This window comes from Abyssicoccus albus (genome assembly GCF_003815035.1).
GTDB lineage: Bacteria > Bacillota > Bacilli > Staphylococcales > Abyssicoccaceae > Abyssicoccus > Abyssicoccus albus.
Map to the genome: position 1 here is coordinate 28,926 of NZ_RKRK01000005.1, position 21,034 is coordinate 49,959.

27 protein-coding genes and 1 pseudogene are annotated in these 21,034 nt (G+C 34.3%); 6 read left to right on the top strand and 22 right to left on the bottom strand.

The annotated features are described in order from the left end of the window. Nucleotides 1-17: 17 nt before the first annotated feature. The 13 genes and pseudogenes from EDD62_RS07885 to EDD62_RS09360 all read right to left on the bottom strand — a co-directional run. On the bottom strand, nucleotides 18-1,520 hold the full coding sequence (locus EDD62_RS07885) for an SLC13 family permease (RefSeq protein ID WP_123808433.1): 1,503 nt from the start codon (nucleotides 1,518-1,520) through the stop codon (nucleotides 18-20). Nucleotides 1,521-1,667: 147 nt separating this feature from the next. Next, on the bottom strand, nucleotides 1,668-1,937 hold the full coding sequence (locus EDD62_RS07890) for a hypothetical protein (protein WP_123808436.1): 270 nt from the start codon (nucleotides 1,935-1,937) through the stop codon (nucleotides 1,668-1,670). A gap of 11 nt (nucleotides 1,938-1,948) precedes the next feature. Continuing rightward, nucleotides 1,949-2,899 (bottom strand): DUF4003 family protein, encoded by a 951-nt coding sequence (locus EDD62_RS07895; RefSeq protein WP_123808438.1) that lies wholly within the window; start codon nucleotides 2,897-2,899, stop codon nucleotides 1,949-1,951. A gap of 18 nt (nucleotides 2,900-2,917) precedes the next feature. Beyond that, nucleotides 2,918-3,337: a MarR family winged helix-turn-helix transcriptional regulator gene (locus tag EDD62_RS07900; protein ID WP_123808441.1), complete on the bottom strand. Its 420-nt coding sequence runs from the start codon at nucleotides 3,335-3,337 to the stop codon at nucleotides 2,918-2,920. 69 nt (nucleotides 3,338-3,406) lie between these two features. Continuing rightward, nucleotides 3,407-3,634, bottom strand: a complete 228-nt coding sequence (locus EDD62_RS07905) for a hypothetical protein (RefSeq protein ID WP_148086846.1) — start codon at nucleotides 3,632-3,634, stop codon at nucleotides 3,407-3,409. Then, the gene (locus EDD62_RS09400) at nucleotides 3,634-3,768 is read right to left on the bottom strand and encodes a hypothetical protein (protein ID WP_282957928.1); all 135 of its coding nucleotides are present in this window, start codon (nucleotides 3,766-3,768) and stop codon (nucleotides 3,634-3,636) included. The genes EDD62_RS07905 and EDD62_RS09400 overlap by 1 nt, the downstream gene beginning before the upstream one ends. Before the next feature lie 158 nt (nucleotides 3,769-3,926). After that, a complete protein-coding gene (locus EDD62_RS07910; RefSeq protein ID WP_123808447.1) occupies nucleotides 3,927-5,123 on the bottom strand; it encodes a Bcr/CflA family efflux MFS transporter in 1,197 nt (398 codons plus the stop codon). 119 nt (nucleotides 5,124-5,242) lie between these two features. Continuing rightward, nucleotides 5,243-5,770 (bottom strand): YceI family protein, encoded by a 528-nt coding sequence (locus EDD62_RS07915; protein ID WP_077140889.1) that lies wholly within the window; start codon nucleotides 5,768-5,770, stop codon nucleotides 5,243-5,245. 42 nt (nucleotides 5,771-5,812) lie between these two features. Beyond that, entirely contained in the window at nucleotides 5,813-6,583 is a 771-nt protein-coding gene (locus tag EDD62_RS07920) for a VOC family protein (RefSeq protein WP_123808450.1), read from the bottom strand. Nucleotides 6,584-6,735: 152 nt separating this feature from the next. Next, a complete protein-coding gene (locus tag EDD62_RS07925) occupies nucleotides 6,736-7,206 on the bottom strand; it encodes an S-ribosylhomocysteine lyase (protein ID WP_077140891.1) in 471 nt (156 codons plus the stop codon). A 69-nt stretch (nucleotides 7,207-7,275) separates the two neighbouring features. Next, nucleotides 7,276-8,418: a bifunctional cystathionine gamma-lyase/homocysteine desulfhydrase gene (locus EDD62_RS07930; RefSeq protein WP_123808452.1), complete on the bottom strand. Its 1,143-nt coding sequence runs from the start codon at nucleotides 8,416-8,418 to the stop codon at nucleotides 7,276-7,278. 14 nt (nucleotides 8,419-8,432) lie between these two features. Further along, nucleotides 8,433-9,356, bottom strand: coding sequence for a PLP-dependent cysteine synthase family protein (locus EDD62_RS09355; protein ID WP_249037362.1), 924 nt, complete (start codon nucleotides 9,354-9,356; stop codon nucleotides 8,433-8,435). A gap of 123 nt (nucleotides 9,357-9,479) precedes the next feature. Further along, nucleotides 9,480-9,944 (bottom strand): annotated as a pseudogene (locus EDD62_RS09360) (class I SAM-dependent methyltransferase); the annotation flags it as partial. Between the two features lie 227 nt (nucleotides 9,945-10,171). On the opposite strand from EDD62_RS09360, the gene EDD62_RS07940 reads away from it, so the two are divergent. Further along, a complete protein-coding gene (locus EDD62_RS07940; protein ID WP_123808457.1) occupies nucleotides 10,172-11,464 on the top strand; it encodes a Na+/H+ antiporter NhaC family protein in 1,293 nt (430 codons plus the stop codon). Between the two features lie 103 nt (nucleotides 11,465-11,567). Here EDD62_RS07940 and EDD62_RS07945 read toward each other — a convergent pair whose 3' ends face one another. The 5 genes from EDD62_RS07945 to EDD62_RS07965 all read right to left on the bottom strand — a co-directional run bounded on the left by EDD62_RS07945 (nucleotide 11,568) and on the right by EDD62_RS07965 (nucleotide 14,044). Continuing rightward, on the bottom strand, nucleotides 11,568-11,969 hold the full coding sequence (locus tag EDD62_RS07945; protein WP_123808460.1) for a hypothetical protein: 402 nt from the start codon (nucleotides 11,967-11,969) through the stop codon (nucleotides 11,568-11,570). Then, nucleotides 11,970-12,395: a VanZ family protein gene (locus EDD62_RS07950; protein WP_123808463.1), complete on the bottom strand. Its 426-nt coding sequence runs from the start codon at nucleotides 12,393-12,395 to the stop codon at nucleotides 11,970-11,972. A 131-nt stretch (nucleotides 12,396-12,526) separates the two neighbouring features. Further along, nucleotides 12,527-12,892, bottom strand: coding sequence for a DUF423 domain-containing protein (locus tag EDD62_RS07955; RefSeq protein WP_123808466.1), 366 nt, complete (start codon nucleotides 12,890-12,892; stop codon nucleotides 12,527-12,529). Nucleotides 12,893-13,016: 124 nt separating this feature from the next. Then, complete coding sequence (locus EDD62_RS07960) at nucleotides 13,017-13,394, bottom strand: DUF5327 family protein (protein WP_123808469.1); 378 nt, start codon at nucleotides 13,392-13,394, stop codon at nucleotides 13,017-13,019. After that, a complete protein-coding gene (locus tag EDD62_RS07965) occupies nucleotides 13,394-14,044 on the bottom strand; it encodes a uracil-DNA glycosylase (RefSeq protein WP_123808471.1) in 651 nt (216 codons plus the stop codon). The genes EDD62_RS07960 and EDD62_RS07965 overlap by 1 nt, the downstream gene beginning before the upstream one ends. A gap of 111 nt (nucleotides 14,045-14,155) precedes the next feature. Between EDD62_RS07965 and thiD the strand changes: the two genes are divergently transcribed. The 4 genes from thiD to folE2 are packed head-to-tail and all read left to right on the top strand — an operon-like array spanning nucleotide 14,156 to nucleotide 16,910. Continuing rightward, entirely contained in the window at nucleotides 14,156-14,986 is an 831-nt protein-coding gene (thiD, locus tag EDD62_RS07970) for a bifunctional hydroxymethylpyrimidine kinase/phosphomethylpyrimidine kinase (protein ID WP_123808474.1), read from the top strand. A gap of 2 nt (nucleotides 14,987-14,988) precedes the next feature. After that, nucleotides 14,989-15,342 carry a DUF1806 family protein gene (locus EDD62_RS07975; RefSeq protein WP_123808561.1) on the top strand — a complete coding sequence of 118 codons (354 nt, stop codon included), beginning with the start codon at nucleotides 14,989-14,991 and terminating at the stop codon, nucleotides 15,340-15,342. An 11-nt stretch (nucleotides 15,343-15,353) separates the two neighbouring features. Continuing rightward, nucleotides 15,354-16,013: a bacillithiol biosynthesis deacetylase BshB2 gene (gene bshB2, locus EDD62_RS07980; protein WP_123808477.1), complete on the top strand. Its 660-nt coding sequence runs from the start codon at nucleotides 15,354-15,356 to the stop codon at nucleotides 16,011-16,013. A gap of 12 nt (nucleotides 16,014-16,025) precedes the next feature. After that, on the top strand, nucleotides 16,026-16,910 hold the full coding sequence (gene folE2 / locus EDD62_RS07985; RefSeq protein WP_123808479.1) for a GTP cyclohydrolase FolE2: 885 nt from the start codon (nucleotides 16,026-16,028) through the stop codon (nucleotides 16,908-16,910). Between the two features lie 65 nt (nucleotides 16,911-16,975). On the opposite strand, the gene EDD62_RS07990 is transcribed toward folE2, so the two are convergent. Both EDD62_RS07990 and tadA read right to left on the bottom strand, forming a co-directional pair. Then, complete coding sequence (locus tag EDD62_RS07990) at nucleotides 16,976-17,863, bottom strand: Cof-type HAD-IIB family hydrolase (RefSeq protein ID WP_123808482.1); 888 nt, start codon at nucleotides 17,861-17,863, stop codon at nucleotides 16,976-16,978. Nucleotides 17,864-17,972: 109 nt separating this feature from the next. After that, entirely contained in the window at nucleotides 17,973-18,452 is a 480-nt protein-coding gene (gene tadA / locus EDD62_RS07995) for a tRNA adenosine(34) deaminase TadA (RefSeq protein WP_123808485.1), read from the bottom strand. Nucleotides 18,453-18,521: 69 nt separating this feature from the next. On the opposite strand from tadA, the gene EDD62_RS08000 reads away from it, so the two are divergent. Then, nucleotides 18,522-19,181 (top strand): deoxynucleoside kinase, encoded by a 660-nt coding sequence (locus tag EDD62_RS08000; protein ID WP_123808488.1) that lies wholly within the window; start codon nucleotides 18,522-18,524, stop codon nucleotides 19,179-19,181. Between the two features lie 20 nt (nucleotides 19,182-19,201). Here the strand turns inward: EDD62_RS08000 and EDD62_RS08005 are convergent, their stop codons facing one another. Then, on the bottom strand, nucleotides 19,202-19,891 hold the full coding sequence (locus EDD62_RS08005; RefSeq protein ID WP_123808491.1) for an HAD family hydrolase: 690 nt from the start codon (nucleotides 19,889-19,891) through the stop codon (nucleotides 19,202-19,204). Further along, nucleotides 19,891-20,955, bottom strand: a complete 1,065-nt coding sequence (locus EDD62_RS08010) for a branched-chain amino acid aminotransferase (protein WP_123808494.1) — start codon at nucleotides 20,953-20,955, stop codon at nucleotides 19,891-19,893. The genes EDD62_RS08005 and EDD62_RS08010 overlap by 1 nt, the downstream gene beginning before the upstream one ends. Between the last annotated feature and the right edge of the window lie 79 nt (nucleotides 20,956-21,034).

Below are 21,034 nucleotides of genomic sequence, written 5' to 3' on the forward strand. Positions count from 1 at the left end.
TCTTATACATACATTTATTATAGTAACCCAGTCCACTGCCAATAAGTAAACGTAAAGAGTAAAATTAATAAGTATCCAATGACTGTAATTGGTATACCAGTTTTCAATAAATCTTTTGCATCAAACGTACCTGTTCCATAGGCTAACATATTTTGAGGTGCTGAAACAGGAAGTAAGAAACCAAAACAAATTAAGTATTGTTGAATCAATACAAACCCTAAAGATTGATCTCCTAAGTTCATACTTTGTGCCAGTGAGATGAACACAGGGATAAGCGCTGAAGCTAAACTCGTTGCACTGGCAAATCCTAAGTGTATCAATATATTAAATATACCAACTAAAGCAATAACAGCAACAATAGGCCATGTCGTAAGCCCTAAAGCTCCAAATGTCATATCACTAAGCCAAGCCGCTCCTCCTGTAGATAACAGTAATGAACCAAGTGATATACCGATAGCAAATACAATAATAGTCCCCCAGTTGATCGTCTTCTCGACTTCCTTCCACTCGAATACTCCGATCTTTGGCGCTAACATTAGAGCTAGTGCTATGAGTGTAACAGATGCTGAATCAAGCGGATGTAAAATTTTCTCCGTAGACCAGAGTAGTAACAACCCAATCGCAATAACGACTAATCGAATTTCTTTACCTTTCATCGGACCAAGTTCTGATAGTTCCTTTTGAATTAACGCTTTACCCCCATCAATTCGATCATATTCTGGTTTGACAAGTGTTGTCATGACAAAATATAACACAACACACATAATGATAGACCAAGGTGCGGCCCATATAAACCATTGAATCCAACTGACTTCTTCATCCATTGCCGAATTAATGAATCCTAAAGCTACAAGGTTTTGAGCTGCTGCTGTTTTAATTCCAATATTCCAAATAGACACTGCATGCACAGCAGTAATGACTAATAGTGCGCTCATACGACTCTTCTTCTCCAATCCAAACGCTGCCACCATTCCGATAAGAATTGGTACAACTGCACCAGCTCTAGCTGTTGCAGACGGTACAAAAAAGGCCAAAATTGTTGCAACAATAATTGCACCAGCAACAACCGCTTTTGTTTTATCACCTACGATTGATAAAACATAAAGTGCTATTCTTTTGTGTAAATTAGTAATCTGCATCGCACTTGCCAAGAACAGTGCCGCTGCAACTAACGCAACCGCAGATGTTGAGAATCCTTTAAAAGCCAAACTCAATGCATTTTTAGACCCAAATAATTCATCACTTGCCATATCAGGTTTCCCTAGCTGCTCACCTAATGTTTCAACCGGTGAAAATCCAATTAATAAGATGATTAAACCAACAATCATAACAGATGATACTGAATAAGAAACTGCTTCAGTCACCCACATAATGATCGCAAATGCAAGAATCGATAAACTTCTTTGTCCCATCACTGTAAGGCCTTCAGGTGTTGGTAAAATATTGATGATAATCATTACTGTTAATGCAACAAAAACCCACACCATTTGAAACTTGTTTTCTTTTTCAACTTTACTCATCTTGATCACCTCTCTATTTGTAATCTTTTTCTCTATACTATTATTATATGTTATTTTATTCACAAAGTCATTAAATTATAAATATCTTCACAAATCCTTAATAAAAAAAGAGAACAACTAGCAATTACGCTAATCATTCTCCTTCATTTATTTGACTTTGTTCATAAAGAACTTTGTACCCATTGTAATAGATAAACCTAATCCTGCATATATGCCGCTAAAAACAAACGTTGTTTGGTCAGATATAGAAAAACCTTGAAATACGGTTAATATTAAAACTGCTGTCCAAAATAATATAATTACTTCAAATGCAATTAATGTAAATATTATTGATTTCATAGTCTTTGACTTTGCAAATAAGAATCCTAACAATATAAACAATATAGGATTTAATAAATATAGATATATTGATTCCATATAGACCTCCTTTAATCTAGAACTCTTGCGATGAGCATAATTTGTTCGTTCAGACTAATTTGATCAATGAGCATTGATATATAATGATTTGTCCCTCTATATTGTTCAACACCATAATTTGTATACATACTTAGTGCAATCTGTGTTCTTAATGAAGACTTCATGAAAAATACCTTCTTATCTTCAAAATAATTCAAAGTATTAAATAAGTAATCTAAATTTTGATGCATATCCATAAAAGTCAAAAATATAACACTTGCATAATGCTCTTTTTCTATGACTATCCCGATGCGATTTAAATGCCTTATAAAATAGTGAACACGCTTTGCAAAATGAGGGTTTCTTTCTTCGGTTAACAGTGTAGAAAATGTTGCCAAAATACACAATCCAGAATTAGATGTATAATGAAGTGTCGTATATTTATTTAAGTAGTATTCATACATATTTACGAGTTCAAATGGGCTATACAATGTCATTTGAGCCAGTATTCCACTCATTATAATGATATAATGGGAACTTTGATTAAATGCATCTTCTTTCATTTTATCATGGATATAAATTAATCTCTTAATAAACTCTTCCACGGTCAAAGAATGATTCGATGTTAAAAAAATCAATGTAACAATGTATGACTGCTCTTTACTCATCCCGCTAATTTTTCTAATCTGTTGCATCGTATTAAAATATTGAGAGACGGTAATGTCAGTCGTACCATGTCTATATAAATAACCACAAATAAGATAAGCTGCATCTTTTGGCAATTTCGAACGTAGTTTATAATAATTGCGATATTCTCGATACTTCCGAAGTAAACACTCGGTATCAATCTCTTGTTCATTCATCAAAATTCTCGCCAAAACAATATGACTCTTAGATTCTATAAAGGGTATTTTCATATTGCGGAGTACGTCAATGTGTGTAGTAATTTGTGTAGCATGAAGTAAAGCTGAATTAGAACTCAACCGTTTTTCCTCCTGGTATTATGATTTCCCCACTTTTTTTAACAGATTTTGCAATTCAACTTGTTCTGTTTCTGTTAAGTTTTCAAAGATTTTATTTACAGCCTTCGCATGCTTTGGGAAAGCTTCACCAATCAAAAGCAGGCCTTTAGTACTTAATTTAATATATGTCACTCTTTTATCATTTTCACATACTGATTTTCTAATATATCCTTCTTTTTCAAGTTTCTGTATCACATACGTCATACTACCACTCGTGAGAAGAATGCTCTGCGCTATTTTTTGGATAGGTTGTTTTCCTTTATGATACAAAAGTTCAAGCACACCAAATTCTGTTGGACTAACGCCATATTGTCGGATATCTTCTGCTGTTTTTTTCTCAACTGCATGGAAAGCTCTACTTAATATGACCCATGATTTTAAAGATTTTTCTTCAGACATAATGACGTCACCTTTTCTTCTATATTAGAATTATTATACTTTAAAGTATAATAATTTACAATTATTCTTCTAATTTGATTGCTTATTAACACTAGATTTGGGACCAATTAACCTAAAGCTATTCAACGTTACGAGTATGGTTGCCCCGACATCACTAATAATTGCGATCCACATCGTCAATAATCCTGGGATAATCAGCAACAATGCGATTATTTTCAAACCTAATGCAATTATAATATTTTGCCAGATAATTCTTTTCGTTCTCATGCTCAACTTAAATATTGTAGGTAGAATCATTAGATCTTCGGTAAGATTCTGGATATCACTAGCCTCAATGGCCGTATCATTTCCTCTTGTTCCCAACCAGCTTCAGCATCGCGAACCAATTTGATTGCTTCAGGATTCATTTGTCTTACCTCACATTTATCCATTGAATACCTCCATGTATACTTTTATTCAAACATCTATTTGAATATGATTTTATCATAAAAAAATATACATTCAAAAATCGCTTTGAATGTTTATTTTAGTATTTTACTATATGATTCTTTATATTATTAATTAATGCATCAATACCTTATAAAGTTTCTTAAACCACGTCTGGATTCGTTGTAAGTTTCAAAAAGAATATACTACCAATCCATGCTGTAATACATATCGTGGCACCCATTGGTATTGCCGATCCTTCAATTAGCCCAGACATTGGTGTTGCAATTGCCCCAAAGATAAGAGGTAATGTCCCTAAATGTGCACTCGCACTGCCTGCATTATGATATTTACCTCTCATACCAAGTGTAAATGTGCCTGTTAAAATACAACCGATACTCATCATATACGTAAAGATACTGATCACCATAATAAATAATGGCCCCATCATAATTGCACTAATGAGTATTGCAAAAGAGGTAAACATTGAAGATATTATAAACCATTTAAGAACACGCCATTCTGAGAAGTAATCGCTTAGTTTTCCAAATAGGAAGCTCCCTAATACAATCGCAACACCATTAATTCCAAATAAAAGACTAAACATTTGTGGTGTTACGCCATAGAGTTCTTGATAAACAAAAGGCGTCCCCGATACATAAGCAAATGATCCACCATGGATGAATCCAACAGCCAGCACATACCCTAGAAATTCACGTTCTTTCAACAACTCTACTAAAGAATTTACCGTCGACTTAAAGTTTGTAGGGATACGGTATTCTTTTGTTAAAGATTCTTTCAATTTCCATGTACTAATTAATGTAATTACTACACCAAGACCTGCTAACGCATAAAAAATCATTCCCCACGTTGAATCTGGAATAGATAATATAAATCCACCAAGTAATGGTGCAATCAAAGGTGCCACACTCGTAATTACCATGAGTATCGTAAAGAATTTAGTTAATGCTCTGCCATCGAATAAATCTCTTGCAATTGCTTTGGATAATACAATCCCACATGATGCAAAAAATCCTTGCATAAATCTAAAAAAGATCAATAAAACAATATTAGGTGAAAATGCACATATAAATGAAAAAATAGTAAATCCAATTAACGATATGATTAAAGGTCTTTTCCGGCCAACAGCATCACTTAACGGTCCAAAAATAAGTTGACCAATACTTAACCCTAATAAGCAAGAGGTCAAACTCATCTGTACATACATTGCATTTGTGGACAGATCATCTTGGATTAATGGAAAACTTGGTAAATACATATCTATATTTAAAGGACCTAGTATACTTAATAAACTCAGCAAAAAGACATAACCAATGACTTGTATCCGACTGTAATTCATATTAAAATCCTCGCCTATTCTTCAAAAGTATCGTCATTGTATCATAATTTCATAGTAAAAATAAACGAAAATAAAGAAGCTTAGAATGTTCTAAGCTTCTTTATCACTCATATAATTAATTATTCACTAATTTGAAATTCTAAAGACCCATGGAATTTAACTTTCTTTCCTAGCATAACTCCACCAGTTTCTAGCGGCGCATTGAAGTTTAATCCATAATCTTCACGATTAATTTCACCTTCAAAGTCAAATCCAGTAATCGTATTACCGGCCATAGGATCTTTTGACTGACCATTGTATTCCACTTCAATCACTTCTTCTTGTGTATGTCCTAATAAAGTGAAATCACCTTTCACTTTAAGTTCATCTCCATCAACTTCTACTTCTTTCGTCGTAAATGTCATCTTTGGATGTTCAGACGTTTTAAAGAAATCCTCATTCTTTAAGTGTGCATCACGGTCAGCATTACTTGTGTTAATAGAATCAACATTCACATCAACGTCAAACTTTAATGTTGATAAATCGTTGATATCACCTTGAACATCAACGTTAAAATCTTCGAATTCTCCTTTTGCTGTTGATACCATTAAATGCTTAATTTTAAAGTTCATGTTTGAATGTGCTTTGTCAAATGTAAATTGTGTTATAATAAATTCCTCCGTTATTTTAAATTTAATTTCTAATGACTTCTAATTAATCTGTATGCAGATATTCGAGGGATCTGTATGTTCCATTGTTTCAAAATCAGAACGATTGAAATAGACTTTTGCAAGACCTAAAGTGTTATCATTGCGCATTTCTTTAGATTGCCATGTATTGACTGCCAAATGATGATGATAGTTCGCATCCGACATAAAAGAAGCTTGACCACCATAAGTTGCAACTTCATTAAAGCCTAGATGCTCATGATAGAACTGATTCATCTCACTTACATTATAAGCTTTCAAATGAATATGACCAATAATTGTGCTTGAAGGTAATCCATCAAATTGGTTACCACTTTGTACAGACAGCAAATCTTCTACATCTAGCGGTAACGTCTCCATCGCAATCGAATCATTATTCCAAATCCATTGAGAGTGGTCACGATCTACATATATTTCAATACCATTCCCTTCTGGATCTGATAAATAAATCGCTTCGCTGACAAGATGATCACTTGCACCAAGTTGAATTCCTTTAGCATGTATATGAACTAGAAAGTCTGCTAAATCTGACCGCTCAGGTAGCAGAATCGCCACATGAAATAAACCAGCTTCATCAAGTGACGGTTTAACTTTCGAATCATCCTCAATCAATCGTATAAAATGGTCACGATCTAAATTAAATACGACTTCGTTCTTCGATTTCTTAAAATGCTTTAGTCCTATAACTTCATTATAAAATCTAGTTAACCTCTCTAAATCAGATACATATAAATCTATACCAACTGCATGCGTCACATCATCTGAATGAAACATTTCACTTCACCTCTTCCTCTATAATCTATTATAGACATTTTTATCTTGAATTCAAGATAAAAATCAAAAAATTTATTCCATCTACAAAACGATTATTTTTTGTAGATGGAATCTTTGTGTTCTAAGCACTTCAACAAAAATAGAACAATTGCTTATTCTTCTTTAAATACAACATTCCATGACGATTTATGTTCAAGCATTTCTTTAGCAATTGCATGTGCACCTTCTAATGAATGGCTTGCTGCCCATCCACATTGAACTTCATTACAAGCAGGAACTTCCTTAGCATTCATAACATCATTTAATGTTTTCTCTAATATTTCTAATACACCGTCATAATTGTCGTAATTAATAAATGAAACGTAAAAACCTGTCTGACATCCCATTGGTGATATATCAACAACACGATCACTATAGTTACGAATATTTTCCGCCATTAAATGCTCAAGAGAGTGAAGGCCAGGCATGTCCATATGTTCAGCATTTGGTTGTTTGAAACGAATATCGTATTTATGAATCACATCTCCATGCTCACCTTCTTTAATTCCCGCTAACCTCACGTATGGTGCATCGACTTTCGTATGGTCAAGATTGAAACTTTCAACATTCATCTTTTTATCCATAATATACACTTCCTTTCATTAATCTATAATTTATTCTTAAATCTATAAGTTCTCCTTATATTATATCTATTATATCGTGTTTAACGCTTGTTCTAAATCATTTAATAAATCTTCTACATCTTCTATTCCCACTGAGATTCGAACTAAACCATCAGTAATTCCAATTTCCAAACGGCGTTCTCTAGGAATAGAGGCATGCGTCATTTCGCTTGGCACACACACTAAACTTTCTACAGCTCCTAGCGACTCGGCCAATGTAAACACTTCAAAGTGCTCAACTAACTTCTTAGCATTTTCACTCGAGCCGACATCAAATGAAATCATTCCTCCGTACCCTGACGCTTGTGCCTCATGAATCGCTTTACTTTCTTGGTCTAACAATGATGGATGATATACTTTTGTTACCTTTTCATGATTGGCTAAGTAATCCACAATTTTCAGAGAACTTTTTTCTGTTTGTTCCATTCGAATCGCTAGCGTTTTAATTCCTCTGACAAGTAAATAACTATCTTGCGGCCCTAACACTCCTCCGGTAGAGTTTTGAGTAAACTCTATACGTTCAGTCAGATCGACTTTATTCGTCACGACTAAACCTGCTACAACATCACTATGACCACCAATATATTTCGTTGCTGAATGGAGAACGATATCCGCACCTAGTTTCAATGGATTTTGGAAATAAGGTGTCATAAACGTATTATCCACAACGCTTATCAAATGATTTTCTTTTGCAATATTAACCATTGCTTTAATATTGGTGACATTTAATAATGGATTTGTAGGTGTCTCTAGGTATAACATCTTCGTATTGTCTTGGATGGCTTGTTTAACAGCATTTTCATCTCTCGTATCAACAAATGTGGAGTGAATTCCTATACGATCTAATACTTGCGTAAAGACCCTAAAAGTGCCCCCATACACATCACTACCAACGACAATATGGTCACCTGAATCAACCAACATTGCAACGGCAGTAACAGCTGCCATTCCAGAACCGAATGCAAACCCTGCTTGGCCTTCTTCAAGATCAGCAATTAATCCTTCTAATGCTGTTCGAGTTGGATTTTTTGAACGTGAGTATTCATATCCATTTCGCAAAACACCCAGTCCATCTTGTTTATAAGTACTCGTTTGATAAATTGGTGGATTCACTGCCCCTGTAAGCTCATCAACTGTTTGCCCACCATGAATCATTTTCGTCATTTTTTTCATTTGTTCCATCTCCTTTAATTAATATTGAAAATATTACTGCTAATATATCGTTCTGCAGCATCAGGGAAAATTACAACAATATTTTTATCAGTTACATGTTGCGCTTGTTTAAGAGCAGCACATAATGCAGCCGCTGATGAACTTCCGACGAGCAAACCTTCATTCTTAGCTAACTCAGTAACCATCTGAAAACCATCTTCATCGCTAATGCTTTCAACCACATCGATATTTGATTTTGAAAGAAATACTGGCCATTGTTCAACGCCGATACCTTCTATTCGATGGTTACCAACCTCACCACATGACAGAATTGAGCCTTCAGGTTCAACGATCACTTTGTGCGCTTCTTTGAAATGTCTTGCAAGCCCTTCAAACGTTCCACCAGACCCAGCACCGGCAACAATCATATCAACTTTTCCAACATCCGCTTGTATTTCTTGTGCTAACTGATCATAGCTTAATGGATTACTTAAATTTTCAAATTGATTCGTGTAATAAGCATTATTATCCTTCGCATATTGTTCAGCTTGCTCTCTTGCATAAGTCATCCCTTTTTCTGTAGGTGTGTGAATTATATTTGCACCAAGTGCTTTCATCAATTGTTGTTTCTCAACACTGAATTTCTCAGGAACAAATACCGTCAGTTGTAAATCGTGTTGCAAACAAGCAAGTGCCAGTCCTATACCGGTGTTGCCTGCTGTCGCTTCAACAACTTCATCTCGTATTTCTCCATGATCTATCGCTGATTGAATTAAATTAAAAGCTAATCGATCTTTAACAGATCCACCAATATTGTATGATTCTAATTTAGCGAATAATCGAACACCTTTATTAAGTTCAAAGTTAGTCAACTCAACTAATGGCGTATTTCCAACTAAGTCTAACGGTTTTAAAAATTTCTTGTGCGTTAACACTTGTAAATGTGCAAATCGATTCATCTGTTGTGAAGTGTAATCATAACCACTGATACGCGCAATATCCTCCATTGTTTCTTTCAACGGATAATATTCACGATTCAGATCTTCAACAAGCGATTTATAACCAAGTAATTCATAATGATTAATCATTTGTTGTTTCTCTTCTTTTGAATTAAAAATCGTATCTAAAATAATTATTTTGCCGTTTTCCGTCAGTATTGATTTATATTTTTTCAATGCAATCAATTTCTCTTCATCTGTTAAATGATGAAAAGCATACGATGTTATTATCGTATCGACTTGATCCACATTGAAATTCAAGAAATCTCCCTTTACAAATTCAACGCCAGTTTTATTTTCTCCGATTGCTCTCATCTCATCACTCGGTTCAACCGGAATTACGTCTAGACCTTTAGCAAGTAATAAGTTGGTTAGATTACCAGTACCAGGACCGAATTCTAACACTTTACCCTCAGCTTTTTTAGCCGCTTCACGTAACATAAAATCATAATTTACAAATACATCATAATATTCAGGATTTTGACCAAACACTGCGTTATCATAATCACTTGCCCATTCTTTAAAAATCTCCATAAAAGGTAACGTCATTCTTCACACATCTTTTCTTATCTTTTTAGTCGGAATTAATTATAACATAGTCATATGATTAATCAAATGAGTTGTATAGTATCAATTTATTTACAAAAAAATACATTAGATTGCATTTATCATAGAACGTGATACAATATTCAATACTTATAGCTAATCAATTAATAAACAAAATATGAAGAGCTCAACCACTTTTACTTGGTTGAGCTCTTTTAGGAGTAATTCAGATGGATCATAATAAATATACAAAATTTTCATTATTACCACTACTATTTTTCATTTTAATCTTCATCGGTAGTGGGATTATTACACAAGATTTTTATCAATTACCAATTAATGTTGCATTAATTGCAACACTCGTTGTCGCAATGGTTATGTTTCCAAAGATTAAGCTCTCTACCAAAATTCATCACGCAATAAACGGTGCTCGTGATGAGAATATCATTCTCATGGTATTCATTTTTTTACTTGCTGGTGCATTTGGTATGATCACAAAAGAAACAGGTGCTGTTGAGTCGACTGTAAACCTAGGGCTTACATTCATTCCAAGTCAATTATTACTTGTCGGTGTTTTCGTTATTGCCTGCCTTATTTCATTAACAATGGGTACTTCAACTGGAACTGTGGTTGCTCTAGGTCCTATCGCGTTAGGCATTGCGAATGGGACTGAAATCTCATTACCGTTGAGTATGGCGACCGTCGTTGGTGGTGCTATGTTTGGTGATAACTTATCGTTCATATCAGATACAACTATCGTTGCTACGAAAACTCAAGAAGTCAAAATGATTGATAAATTCAAGGTGAATTTCTTAATCGTGTTACCCGGAGCTGTTGTAACATGTATTATTCTATTTTTATTATCTATGAATATTGAACTAGATCAATCAATGGATCATCCTTTCAACATGATAAACACGATCCCATACTTCATTGTGTTAATATTCGCTTTGATAGGACTCAATGTTCTAGTCGTACTTACGATAGGCATAGTGACTGCAATTGTAACAGGTCTCATTACACAATCCATTCAACTTAATAATATAGGATCAACACTCGCTGAAGGGATATCATCAATGCAAGACATAGCAATTATTGCTTTACTGATCGGCGCTCTACTCGGATTGATTCAATATTACGGTGGCATCAATTGGCTACTGACGACGATTAAAAACAAGGTGAGAACAGTCATTGGAGCAAAATTTGGAATGGGTATTCTTGTTAGTGCGATTAACATTGCAACTGCTAATAATACAATTGCTCTCATTATCGCCGGACCACTGGCGAAAGATATCGCAGATACTTACACCATTGACAGAAGAAAGTCAGCAAGTATTATTGATATTTTTGCGAGTAGTACTCAAGGACTCCTTCCATACGGTGCTCAAATACTCGCTGCAAGTGGCGTTGCATCCATTTCACCTGTGATGATGTTACAATATTCATATTATCCAATGTTATTATTAATTTGTGCTTCGTGTGCGATAATTTTTAACTATCCTAAGCTAAAATCATCCAATTAAGCATTTCGATAATAAATCAAAAGATATTTTTTAACAAAAAAAGAACCAAAGACGATACATCTAGCGTCTTTGGTTCTTTTACGATCATACCGATTTATACTGATTATCCTTTAAACCATCCGCGAATCAACTTCTCAATCTGTTCGCTTTCCTCTACTAAATCTTTCATTAACTTACGATCAGATTCATCATCAATTAATGCTTTAGCAGTATCTCCATCTAGTGCTTCTTTAATCGCTTGACTAATCGATTGTTCCGATTGCGGTTGTTCAGCCTTCGTAAATGGTTCTTCTACATGTGGTTCTTCTTGGCGTTTGTTTGTTTCTTCACGAAATGCTTCAATAATCGATAACAAGATAGACTTCAATTGATCAAATTCTTGTTTGTTTTGATATGACTTCAATACATTTTGAATGTATTGATTTTTACGTGCAAATTTTGCCGCTTGTGTCGTTGCAACAATTGCCGTGACTGAAATTAAAGTATATTTCAAAAATTTATTCATTCATGATCTTCCTTTCATTATTAAAGCACCGAGAATAAACCCAATGCTATTTAATATAATATCATCTATATCAACCGCTCTATGGCTATACCCAATTTCTTGAAGTAAATACTGACCAATCTCAATCATCGCCGGAAATAAAATAGCAAGTATCATGACTGAAGATACGTTGATATTTGGCCACATGTAAACAATATAAAGTCCTAATGGAAGAAGTAACATGATGTTCCCTAATAAATTCAGAAACACTGTATATATGTTCAAAGTCCCTTGTTCTAATCCTTTAATATATAAATCAATCGTCTTGAAAGGGGTAGTATTGACCGTGTTATAGCCTAAGTCTTCTGGATTCAAAAACCATACAAAACCTAATAATATCAAAACATAAACTATAAAAATTAAAGTTATAATAACCTTCTTCATCATAAACCTACTTCTCTAAACTTAATATAATCTCTAAATATAATATCATCTGGATATCTTTTAGGAGTTGATTCCAAATATCATTTAGGGGATTATATTGATCAGCATATAATCTCAATACTCTATTTTAAAAATTAAAACTTTATTGCAGCAATCATTAATACAATCCATCCTGCAATAAATGCAACGCCACCTAATGGTGTAATCGCTCCGAGCACTTTAATTTGTGTTAACGCAAGTATATATAATGAACCACTAAATAAAATGATTCCTGCTGTAAGTAAATAACCTGCCCAGTTCACATTTAATGTCGTTGTACCTTGAATTACACCGATAATCAATAACCCTAACGCATGGACTAAATGATAATGTACTGCTTTCTCCCAAATACCCATATATTTTTCACTTAGCTTATCTTCAAGACCATGTGCACCAAAGGCTCCAAGCGCAACACCTAATGCCATAAATACTGAACCTAATATTAGAAATAACTTCATCATGTATCCCTCTTTTATACTTAGTTTGTTTATATATCTATCCTTATTTTCTTATCAACTCTACCTATTATTTATAATATATTCTATCGTTTTAATATACTCTATATCTCATCATACTGAATACGATTTAAAAATCAAATAATGAACCACCATTTCCTACACCATCTTCAGTTTGCATAATATTATCCATAGATGATGTTACATTTGAATGACTAGATGGTTGACTCGTCGTGTTCATTGACGCACCCATTCGCTTCAGTGTTTCTTCTTTAGATAATATTTGTTCTTGTTGATTGTGTTCATTATGGGTAAGTTGTTTTGATGATAAATCTGATTTGATTTTGTCATGCTTTGTTGCCGACTTAAATGATTCATTAAGCCCGTTATCTAAATCACTCAATATGTGAATTGCATACATATATTTTTTGAATTCTTCATTTGTAGATGCTTCATACGCTTTATTTAATTCATGTTCAATTTTGAATAGCAATTGTTCTTTATCCATTATTTATTATCACACCATTCAATAGGAATTTGTCCGTGGATAATTAACGCGTTATTGATTTGGCTATATGGCTTAGATCCAAAGAACCCTCGATATGCAGAGAGAGGACTTGGATGTACAGATTCAATGATTGTATGTCTTGCGTGAATCATTGTTTTCTTCTTACGAGCATCATTTCCCCACAACACGAATGCAACATGCTCATGATGATCAGATATTCCCTTGACAACCGCTTCTGTTAGTCGTTGCCATCCGATAAAATGATGACTCCTTGCTTCATGTGCTCTAACAGTTAGTACATTATTTAACAATAATATACCTTGCTCTGCCCAGTCCGTTAAATCTGTCGATAATCTTGAACACCCTATGTCATCTTCTAATTCTTTTAACATATTGCGAAGTGATGGTGGCATTTTAACACCATCTTTTACAGAGAATGCTAAGCCATGAGCCTGATTAATATCATGATATGGATCTTGTCCTAATATAACAACTTTAACCTGATCAAACGGAGTTAATTCAAACGCATTATATATTTTATTCCGTGGTGGAAATACATCATATTCTAAATATTCTTTGTCAATCTGCTTATTAATTTGCTCAATTCCAATGTCATCACCAATCAGATTAAATAAAGTCTCCCAATCCATCAGACTCACCTCAAATGGCATTATAGCATAATTAAAGCTCATTAGCTTAATATATACCATTAATCATGGTATTATAATGTTACGACATTTTTTTAGAAAAGAGGATTTCTTATGACATTAAAGAAAACATTAACAATCGCAGGATCAGATACAAGTGCTGGTGCAGGGATGCAAGCTGACTTAAAAACATTCCAAGAACACTACACTTATGGAATGGTCGCACTGACGACAATCGTATCGATGGATCCTAAAACATGGTCGCACAGAGTTGATCCACTTCCATTAGAAGTATTAGATAAACAAATTGAAACAGCTTTATCAATAAATCCTGATGCGATTAAAACTGGTATGTTAGGTGTTCGTGAAATTATAGAACGTGCTGGAAAAGCATATCTCGACTCATCTGCAAAACATTTTGTAGTTGACCCAGTCATGGTATGTAAAGGTGAAGATGAAGTTTTAAACCCTGATTCAGTGGATGCAATGAATGAGTTATTATTACCACATGCAACAGTTGTTACACCAAATTTATTTGAAGCTGGACAACTTGCAAATATGTCACCATTAAAAACAATCGATGACATGAAAGTTGCTGCCCAAAAAATCTATGATCACGGTGCTAAACATGTTGTGATCAAAGGGGGTAAAGCATTCGAAGACTCACATGCAATTGACTTATATTACGATGGCAATACATTCTACAAATTAATGACACCAAAATTTGAAACGTCATACAATCATGGTGCAGGGTGTACTTTTGCCGCAAGTGTAACAGCAAACCTTGCCAATGGTAAGCAACCGATGGAAGCGATTAAAGATGCTAAAGCATTTGTAGCCAGCGCAATTAAAAATGGGTGGAAAATGAATGACTTTGTCGGACCAGTTAATCATGGCGCATATCACAATATTGAAAAAATTAAAGTTGAAGTTGAAGAAGTATAATGATGCAACCGATTATTAAAGAAGAACTGCAACCATTATTACAGCGTTATGAAGGTCAAGATGTATACATTCACGTTGAGACAACGAATGGTATGTATGCATCTCACTTCAATGAAATTGGCTTAAATACTGGCACATTCCTACGAAACATTGTCATTCGCTTCGAGCATGCTAATATTATGGGTGATTCAAAGGAAGGCTATCGAATTGGTTTGAAATTAGCTCAAGGATGGGTATATGTCCAAGGACTAACACATTATTTGGATGATCAGGAAATGCTAATTATACACGGAATTAATGCTCAAGGACAATTAGCAAGTAGTCTTCAGCTCAGTATGACACCGTTCAATGAATAGGAGATTTAATCATGACTAACAATATATTAATCGTATTCCCACATCCAGATGATGAAGCATTTGGAGTATCTGGAACCATTATGCAACATATTGAAGATGGGGATCACGTCACATATGCATGCCTTACATTAGGTGAAATGGGACGAAACTTAGGCAATCCACCAATCGCTACAAGGGAATCATTACGAAATATACGAAAAGAAGAATTGATCAATGCGAGTAAAGTGATGGGGATTCAAGATTTAAGAATGCTTGGATATCGCGATAAAACAGTTGAATTCGAACCTTTCGACCAACTGACTGCACACATTAAATCAATCATCGATGAACTGAATCCAACGAAAATCATCTCTTTCTATCCAGGATTTTGTGTACATCCTGATCACGAAGCAACAGCAAGTGCAGTTATCGAAGCAGTTAAACAATTAGAACCTTCGGTTAGACCAATGTTGCACCTCGTTGCTTTTAGTAACGATACTGAAGAAAAACTTGGTGCACCTGATGTCGAGTACAACATTAGCCAATTCACTGAAAGAAAATTAAAAACATTAGAACAACACGCATCACAAACCGGGCCAATGTTAGAGAAATTAGCTAATGATTCACAAGTATCCGATGAAGAACGTGATCGTTGGTTGAAATATGAACGCTTTTATACGTACAAAGTTTAAGGAGTTACTGTTATGACAGAAGAAAAATACGATTTAACAACACGAGTCGGTCGCTTTAAGCACTTTGGCTCAGTTGACCCAATTGAAGGAACAAAGCCGACTCAAAAAGAAGATATGAAAGATTTGCAACAGACGAAAAAAGACTTTCTATTTGCAATTGATCATGTCGGTATTAATCAAGTAAAATATCCGGTCATTATCGATCATATGCAAAGCGTCGGAAATTTCTCATTATCGACTTCTTTAACACGTGATGAAAAAGGAATCAATATGTCACGTCTCATCGAATCTTTAGAGTTACATTATCATAATGGTATTGAACTATCATTTGAATCGTTATCATCTTTAACAGAATCTATTCGCACGAAAATGAAACAAAACTCTGCTCAAGTAGAGGTCAAATCAACTTGGTTCTATGACAAAGCATCACCGGTCACACAATTGACCGGACGCGCACATGCTCAAATAGGTTATACAATCAATAAAGATGAAAACAATGAAGATAGAAAGTTCTACATGCAATCTGATGTGACGACATTATGTCCATGCTCAAAAGAAATCAGTGAATATTCCGCTCACAATCAACGTGGTACCGTCACAGTTTCATTAGACCTTTATGACCATAAAGATATCCCAAAAAATCATAAAGAAATCGTATTAGAGATTATGGAAGCCAATGCAAGTAGTCAACTTTATCCAATTCTTAAACGAACAGACGAGAAGAAAGTTACCGAGCGTGCTTATGAAAATCCACGATTTGTTGAAGATATTCTAAGGTTAATTGCTTACGACCTCGTTGAATTAGATTGGGTTAAAGGATTTACATTAATATGTGAGAATAAAGAGTCGATTCATCAACATGATGCATATAGTCAATTAACATACAATAAGGAGTAAAGCGATAATCGCTTTACTCCTTATTGTTGTATAGAGTACTATTACATTGTTAATGTGTCACAATACTAATCATTGTATTGTAACTTAGAAAAGTCTTCATTTAGGGCACTTTCTATTGCGAGTGCAACACCATCTTCTTCATTACTAACGGTAATATAATCTGCCAATGCACTGACAACCGTTGGAGAATTTTCCATAGCAACACTTGTTCCAACTACTTTAAGCATTGACACATCATTTAAATTATCACCAATTGCCATACAATCTGCCAGATCTATATTCAACTCATCTGCAATCGCTTTAATCGCAACACCTTTTTGAGCTTTAACATTTGTAATCTCGATATTATTTTGACTCGATGACGATACAGCTAAATCTTCAGATTTAGAAAGTTCATTTTTCACTCGATCTAATTTCGCTGAATTATGAGAAGTCGCTAATATTTTCATTACTCTTTCATTATCTTTTTTGTAGATTTCTTTATAATTATCTACTTCTACAAGCGTTCCTTTATCGATTCTTTTTTGGATTTTTTGTCTGATTTTTTCAACCTCTGGTTTTTGTCCCATTTTTTCAGCGATATCAATATATATTTGCAACTCTCTCTCTTTATCTAGTATATATATCTTTTGATCTGTATAAACTTGATAATAGATATCTTCACTTTGTAATATTTCACTAATTAATTTAATCTGTTCATCTTCTAGATTTTGTTGAACAGTGATTTCATGCTTTTTATTACGCATTTCTGCACCATTCAAACAAATTAATGGGAGTTCCAACGATTCACCTTTGATTGCATCCAAAGCCTCTTGATATGCACGACCTGTAGCAATGGTTACATATACACCTTGCTCAAGTGCTCCATTAATAGCATCTACATTTCTTTTGGATACTTCATGACTTGTATTCAACAACGTGCCATCCATATCGATTGCGATTAACTTTACCATCTTATAAACTCCTTCGTATAAACAATCTATTCAATTTATAAAATTTGTGAATTTATACTTAAATTCATTAAACATTAATACAACTATTATTTTATCAATATCACTACTTTTATTCTATTGATTTACTCTTTGATTTCTTTTTTAATCTCTTCTTCCGAAAAAAATCCGTTAACATTTGACCGCATTCTTCTGACAGCACACCGTGAGTAACTTCACAGCGATGATTAAAGTTAGGTTCATTCAATAAATTCATAAGACTATGAACACACCCGCCTTTAGGATCTTGAGCACCATAGACAACTCTTGGAATGCGACTCATTACGATCGCTCCACTACACATCACACATGGTTCAAGTGTTACATATAAAGTACAATCCTCTAAACGAAAACTATTGAAATATTCGTTCGCTCTTTGTATCGCTAATACTTCAGCATGATGAGTACTTTGTTGGTTACTTTCACGCATATTATGACCAGTTGCAATGACTTGTCCTTCATATACAATGATCGCGCCAATAGGCACCTCATCCATTGCTTCAGCACGTTTCGCCTCTTCAATTGCATGTCTCATAAATACTTCATCTGCCATACATAACACCTCTTCAATATGTTAAAATGAGTAAGTTAATCTGAATAAATAGTAAAGGAATGCATCTAAATGTCTTCATTACCCAATCATACTACAATAACAATTGCCGGCACAGTCGGCATTGGAAAGAGTACGTTAACTAAAGCACTCGCAAATAAATTAAACTTTAAAACATCTTTCGAAAATGTAGATCACAATCCATATCTTGAAAAATTCTACTCAGATTTCGAAAGGTGGAGCTTTCATTTACAAATTTTCTTCCTTGCCGAACGGTTCAAAGAACAAAAAAGAATATTCGAATATGGTGGCGGGTTCGTCCAAGATCGGTCAATATATGAGGATGTTGATATTTTTGCAAAAATGCATTATGACGGTGGGACAATGACCGCCGAAGACTACTCGACATATTATAACCTATATGAAGCAATGGTACTGTCACCCTACTTCCCTAAGCCAGATGTACTACTTTATTTAGATGCAAGCTTAGAGGATGTTCTAAATCGATTAGTTGAACGAGGACGTCAAATGGAAATAGAGACTGATAAATCATATTGGCAAGCATTGCATAATCGATACACTGAATGGATTGAACATTTTACTGAAGTACCTGTTGTAAGAATTAATATTAATGACTATGATGTCGATGACGAGGAGTCTTTAGATCAAATCATCGAAAAAATAGCACATGTTCTGTCCGTAAGGTCAAAACATACACTATCTTCTAATTAAATCAATACATCAGTTTGAATTTATTCTGTAAATATCGATAATTTCATAATCTGACCTATGCGGTCAACATAATAATCTGCAGCCTCTTGTAAATGGACATTATCCCCAATAATAATTGACCTTACATTAGAATTTTGAGCTAATTCTATATCTTTCATACTATCACCAACTATTATTATACGATCTGAATGATATAATGACGTGATCGGCTCTATAAATTGTTTATCTGATTTATTAGAGCCTTTTTCGTCTGAGCATATAATGTAGTCAAAATATTTACTTAAGTTAAATTTATCAACAAACATTTGCGTACTATACTGCTGATCATTTGTAACAAGCCCAAGGACAAAACCCGCATTCTTCATTTTATTTAATACATTTTTTGCATCATCTACAACAGTCATCGAATGGTATAAGTCCTCTTTATGGTCTGTATTATATGTGTTAAACCAATGTGCTACATCCGCTTTCGCATAACGGTTTAACACTCGAATTACATCAGATGTCGAACCACTCATCGATACACCATTCAAATCAATATCCTGTTCATGAATACCTAATTCAAATAGTAATTCATCGATTTGATCGATTCCATATGCTTCACTGAAATCTTGAATAAGCGCTCTAATATATGGTACCCATGTTTTGTTCATATCAAGTAATGTGCCATCTTTATCGAATAAGACTACGTCAATGTTAGACTGATTCATTATATTTTTTCAATCCAATGATGACATCGTTCGTCATTTATATCCCCGAATTGAATACCTGTCAATGTATCATAAATATCTTGAGTTAATTCACCCGTTTGTTTGTCATTCACGATAATCTCTTTATCATCTTCAAAAACTAATTTACCAACCGATGCAATGACGACTGCTGTTCCCGTTCCAAAAATTTCTTCCAACGTACCTTTTTCATGTGCTTCGATGACTTCGTCAATACTAATCGGACGCTCTTCCACTGTATAACCTTGCTTTTGTAATATTTCAATCACCGACTTGCGCGTAATACCAGGCAGAACACTTCCATTTAACTTCGGTGTGATGATTTTTCCGTCAATTTTGAAGAAAATATTCATACTGCCGACCTCTTCAATATACTTTCTCTCAACACCATCTAACCACATTGCTTGGCTACATCCTTTGTCTGCTGCTTTTTGTTGACCAATTAAGCTTCCAGCATAATTTCCTGCTACTTTAGCAAAACCTGTTCCACCTCTAACTGCTCTCACATATTGTTGTTCGACATATATATCAATTGGTTTTAATCCACCGCGGAAATACGATTTAACCGGTGATGTAATGATAATCATTTGATATTCATGACTTACATCTAACCCAACTTGAGGTTCAGTTGCAATCATGAACGGTCTAATATACAATGCTTGTCCTTCTTCAGTTGGTACAAACGCTCGATCAATATCAACCAATTGTTTTAACGCATCCACCATGAAATCAACATCAACTGTTGGCATTGCGATTCGTTTTGCAGAACGATTTAATCTTTCAAAATTCTCATTTGGTCTGAATAGCTGAATTTCACCGTTATTCTCATATGCTTTCATCCCTTCAAAAATCGCTTGCCCATAATGTAAGATCTGAGCAGCAGGTGATAATGAAAGATTTTCATAAGGCTTAATCTCAGCATCATGCCACCCTATTCCATCTTTATAATGCATAACAAACATGTGATCACCCATGACTGTTCCAAAATGATCTGGTGCTTCAACATGTTGAGTAGAGTTATCTAGGCGTGTAATTTTTAATTCCATAAATCATTCTCCTTTTTAATTCCTTACTTTGTATAGTATATTAATGGTATATGACTAAATGACATAAGTTGTCATCATT

Excerpts from the sequence above, each read along its gene's own strand:
- EDD62_RS07885 (WP_123808433.1), bottom strand. The coding sequence starts at position 1,520 with ATGAGTAAAGTTGAAAAAGAAAACAAGTTTCAAATGGTGTGGGTTTTT.
- EDD62_RS07890 (WP_123808436.1), bottom strand. The coding sequence starts at position 1,937 with ATGGAATCAATATATCTATATTTATTAAATCCTATATTGTTTATATTG.
- EDD62_RS07900 (WP_123808441.1), bottom strand. The coding sequence starts at position 3,337 with ATGTCTGAAGAAAAATCTTTAAAATCATGGGTCATATTAAGTAGAGCT.
- EDD62_RS07905 (WP_148086846.1), bottom strand. The coding sequence starts at position 3,634 with ATGATTCTACCTACAATATTTAAGTTGAGCATGAGAACGAAAAGAATT.
- EDD62_RS09400 (WP_282957928.1), bottom strand. The coding sequence starts at position 3,768 with ATGGATAAATGTGAGGTAAGACAAATGAATCCTGAAGCAATCAAATTG.
- EDD62_RS07910 (WP_123808447.1), bottom strand. The coding sequence starts at position 5,123 with ATGAATTACAGTCGGATACAAGTCATTGGTTATGTCTTTTTGCTGAGT.
- EDD62_RS07920 (WP_123808450.1), bottom strand. The coding sequence starts at position 6,583 with ATGTTTCATTCAGATGATGTGACGCATGCAGTTGGTATAGATTTATAT.
- EDD62_RS07925 (WP_077140891.1), bottom strand. The coding sequence starts at position 7,206 with ATGGATAAAAAGATGAATGTTGAAAGTTTCAATCTTGACCATACGAAA.
- EDD62_RS07930 (WP_123808452.1), bottom strand. The coding sequence starts at position 8,418 with ATGAAAAAAATGACGAAAATGATTCATGGTGGGCAAACAGTTGATGAG.
- EDD62_RS09355 (WP_249037362.1), bottom strand. The coding sequence starts at position 9,356 with ATGAATCGATTTGCACATTTACAAGTGTTAACGCACAAGAAATTTTTA.
- EDD62_RS07940 (WP_123808457.1), top strand. The coding sequence starts at position 10,172 with ATGGATCATAATAAATATACAAAATTTTCATTATTACCACTACTATTT.
- EDD62_RS07945 (WP_123808460.1), bottom strand. The coding sequence starts at position 11,969 with ATGAATAAATTTTTGAAATATACTTTAATTTCAGTCACGGCAATTGTT.
- EDD62_RS07950 (WP_123808463.1), bottom strand. The coding sequence starts at position 12,395 with ATGATGAAGAAGGTTATTATAACTTTAATTTTTATAGTTTATGTTTTG.
- EDD62_RS07955 (WP_123808466.1), bottom strand. The coding sequence starts at position 12,892 with ATGATGAAGTTATTTCTAATATTAGGTTCAGTATTTATGGCATTAGGT.
- EDD62_RS07960 (WP_123808469.1), bottom strand. The coding sequence starts at position 13,394 with ATGGATAAAGAACAATTGCTATTCAAAATTGAACATGAATTAAATAAA.
- EDD62_RS07965 (WP_123808471.1), bottom strand. The coding sequence starts at position 14,044 with ATGGATTGGGAGACTTTATTTAATCTGATTGGTGATGACATTGGAATT.
- thiD (WP_123808474.1), top strand. The coding sequence starts at position 14,156 with ATGACATTAAAGAAAACATTAACAATCGCAGGATCAGATACAAGTGCT.
- EDD62_RS07975 (WP_123808561.1), top strand. The coding sequence starts at position 14,989 with ATGCAACCGATTATTAAAGAAGAACTGCAACCATTATTACAGCGTTAT.
- bshB2 (WP_123808477.1), top strand. The coding sequence starts at position 15,354 with ATGACTAACAATATATTAATCGTATTCCCACATCCAGATGATGAAGCA.
- folE2 (WP_123808479.1), top strand. The coding sequence starts at position 16,026 with ATGACAGAAGAAAAATACGATTTAACAACACGAGTCGGTCGCTTTAAG.
- EDD62_RS07990 (WP_123808482.1), bottom strand. The coding sequence starts at position 17,863 with ATGGTAAAGTTAATCGCAATCGATATGGATGGCACGTTGTTGAATACA.
- tadA (WP_123808485.1), bottom strand. The coding sequence starts at position 18,452 with ATGGCAGATGAAGTATTTATGAGACATGCAATTGAAGAGGCGAAACGT.
- EDD62_RS08000 (WP_123808488.1), top strand. The coding sequence starts at position 18,522 with ATGTCTTCATTACCCAATCATACTACAATAACAATTGCCGGCACAGTC.
- EDD62_RS08005 (WP_123808491.1), bottom strand. The coding sequence starts at position 19,891 with ATGAATCAGTCTAACATTGACGTAGTCTTATTCGATAAAGATGGCACA.
- EDD62_RS08010 (WP_123808494.1), bottom strand. The coding sequence starts at position 20,955 with ATGGAATTAAAAATTACACGCCTAGATAACTCTACTCAACATGTTGAA.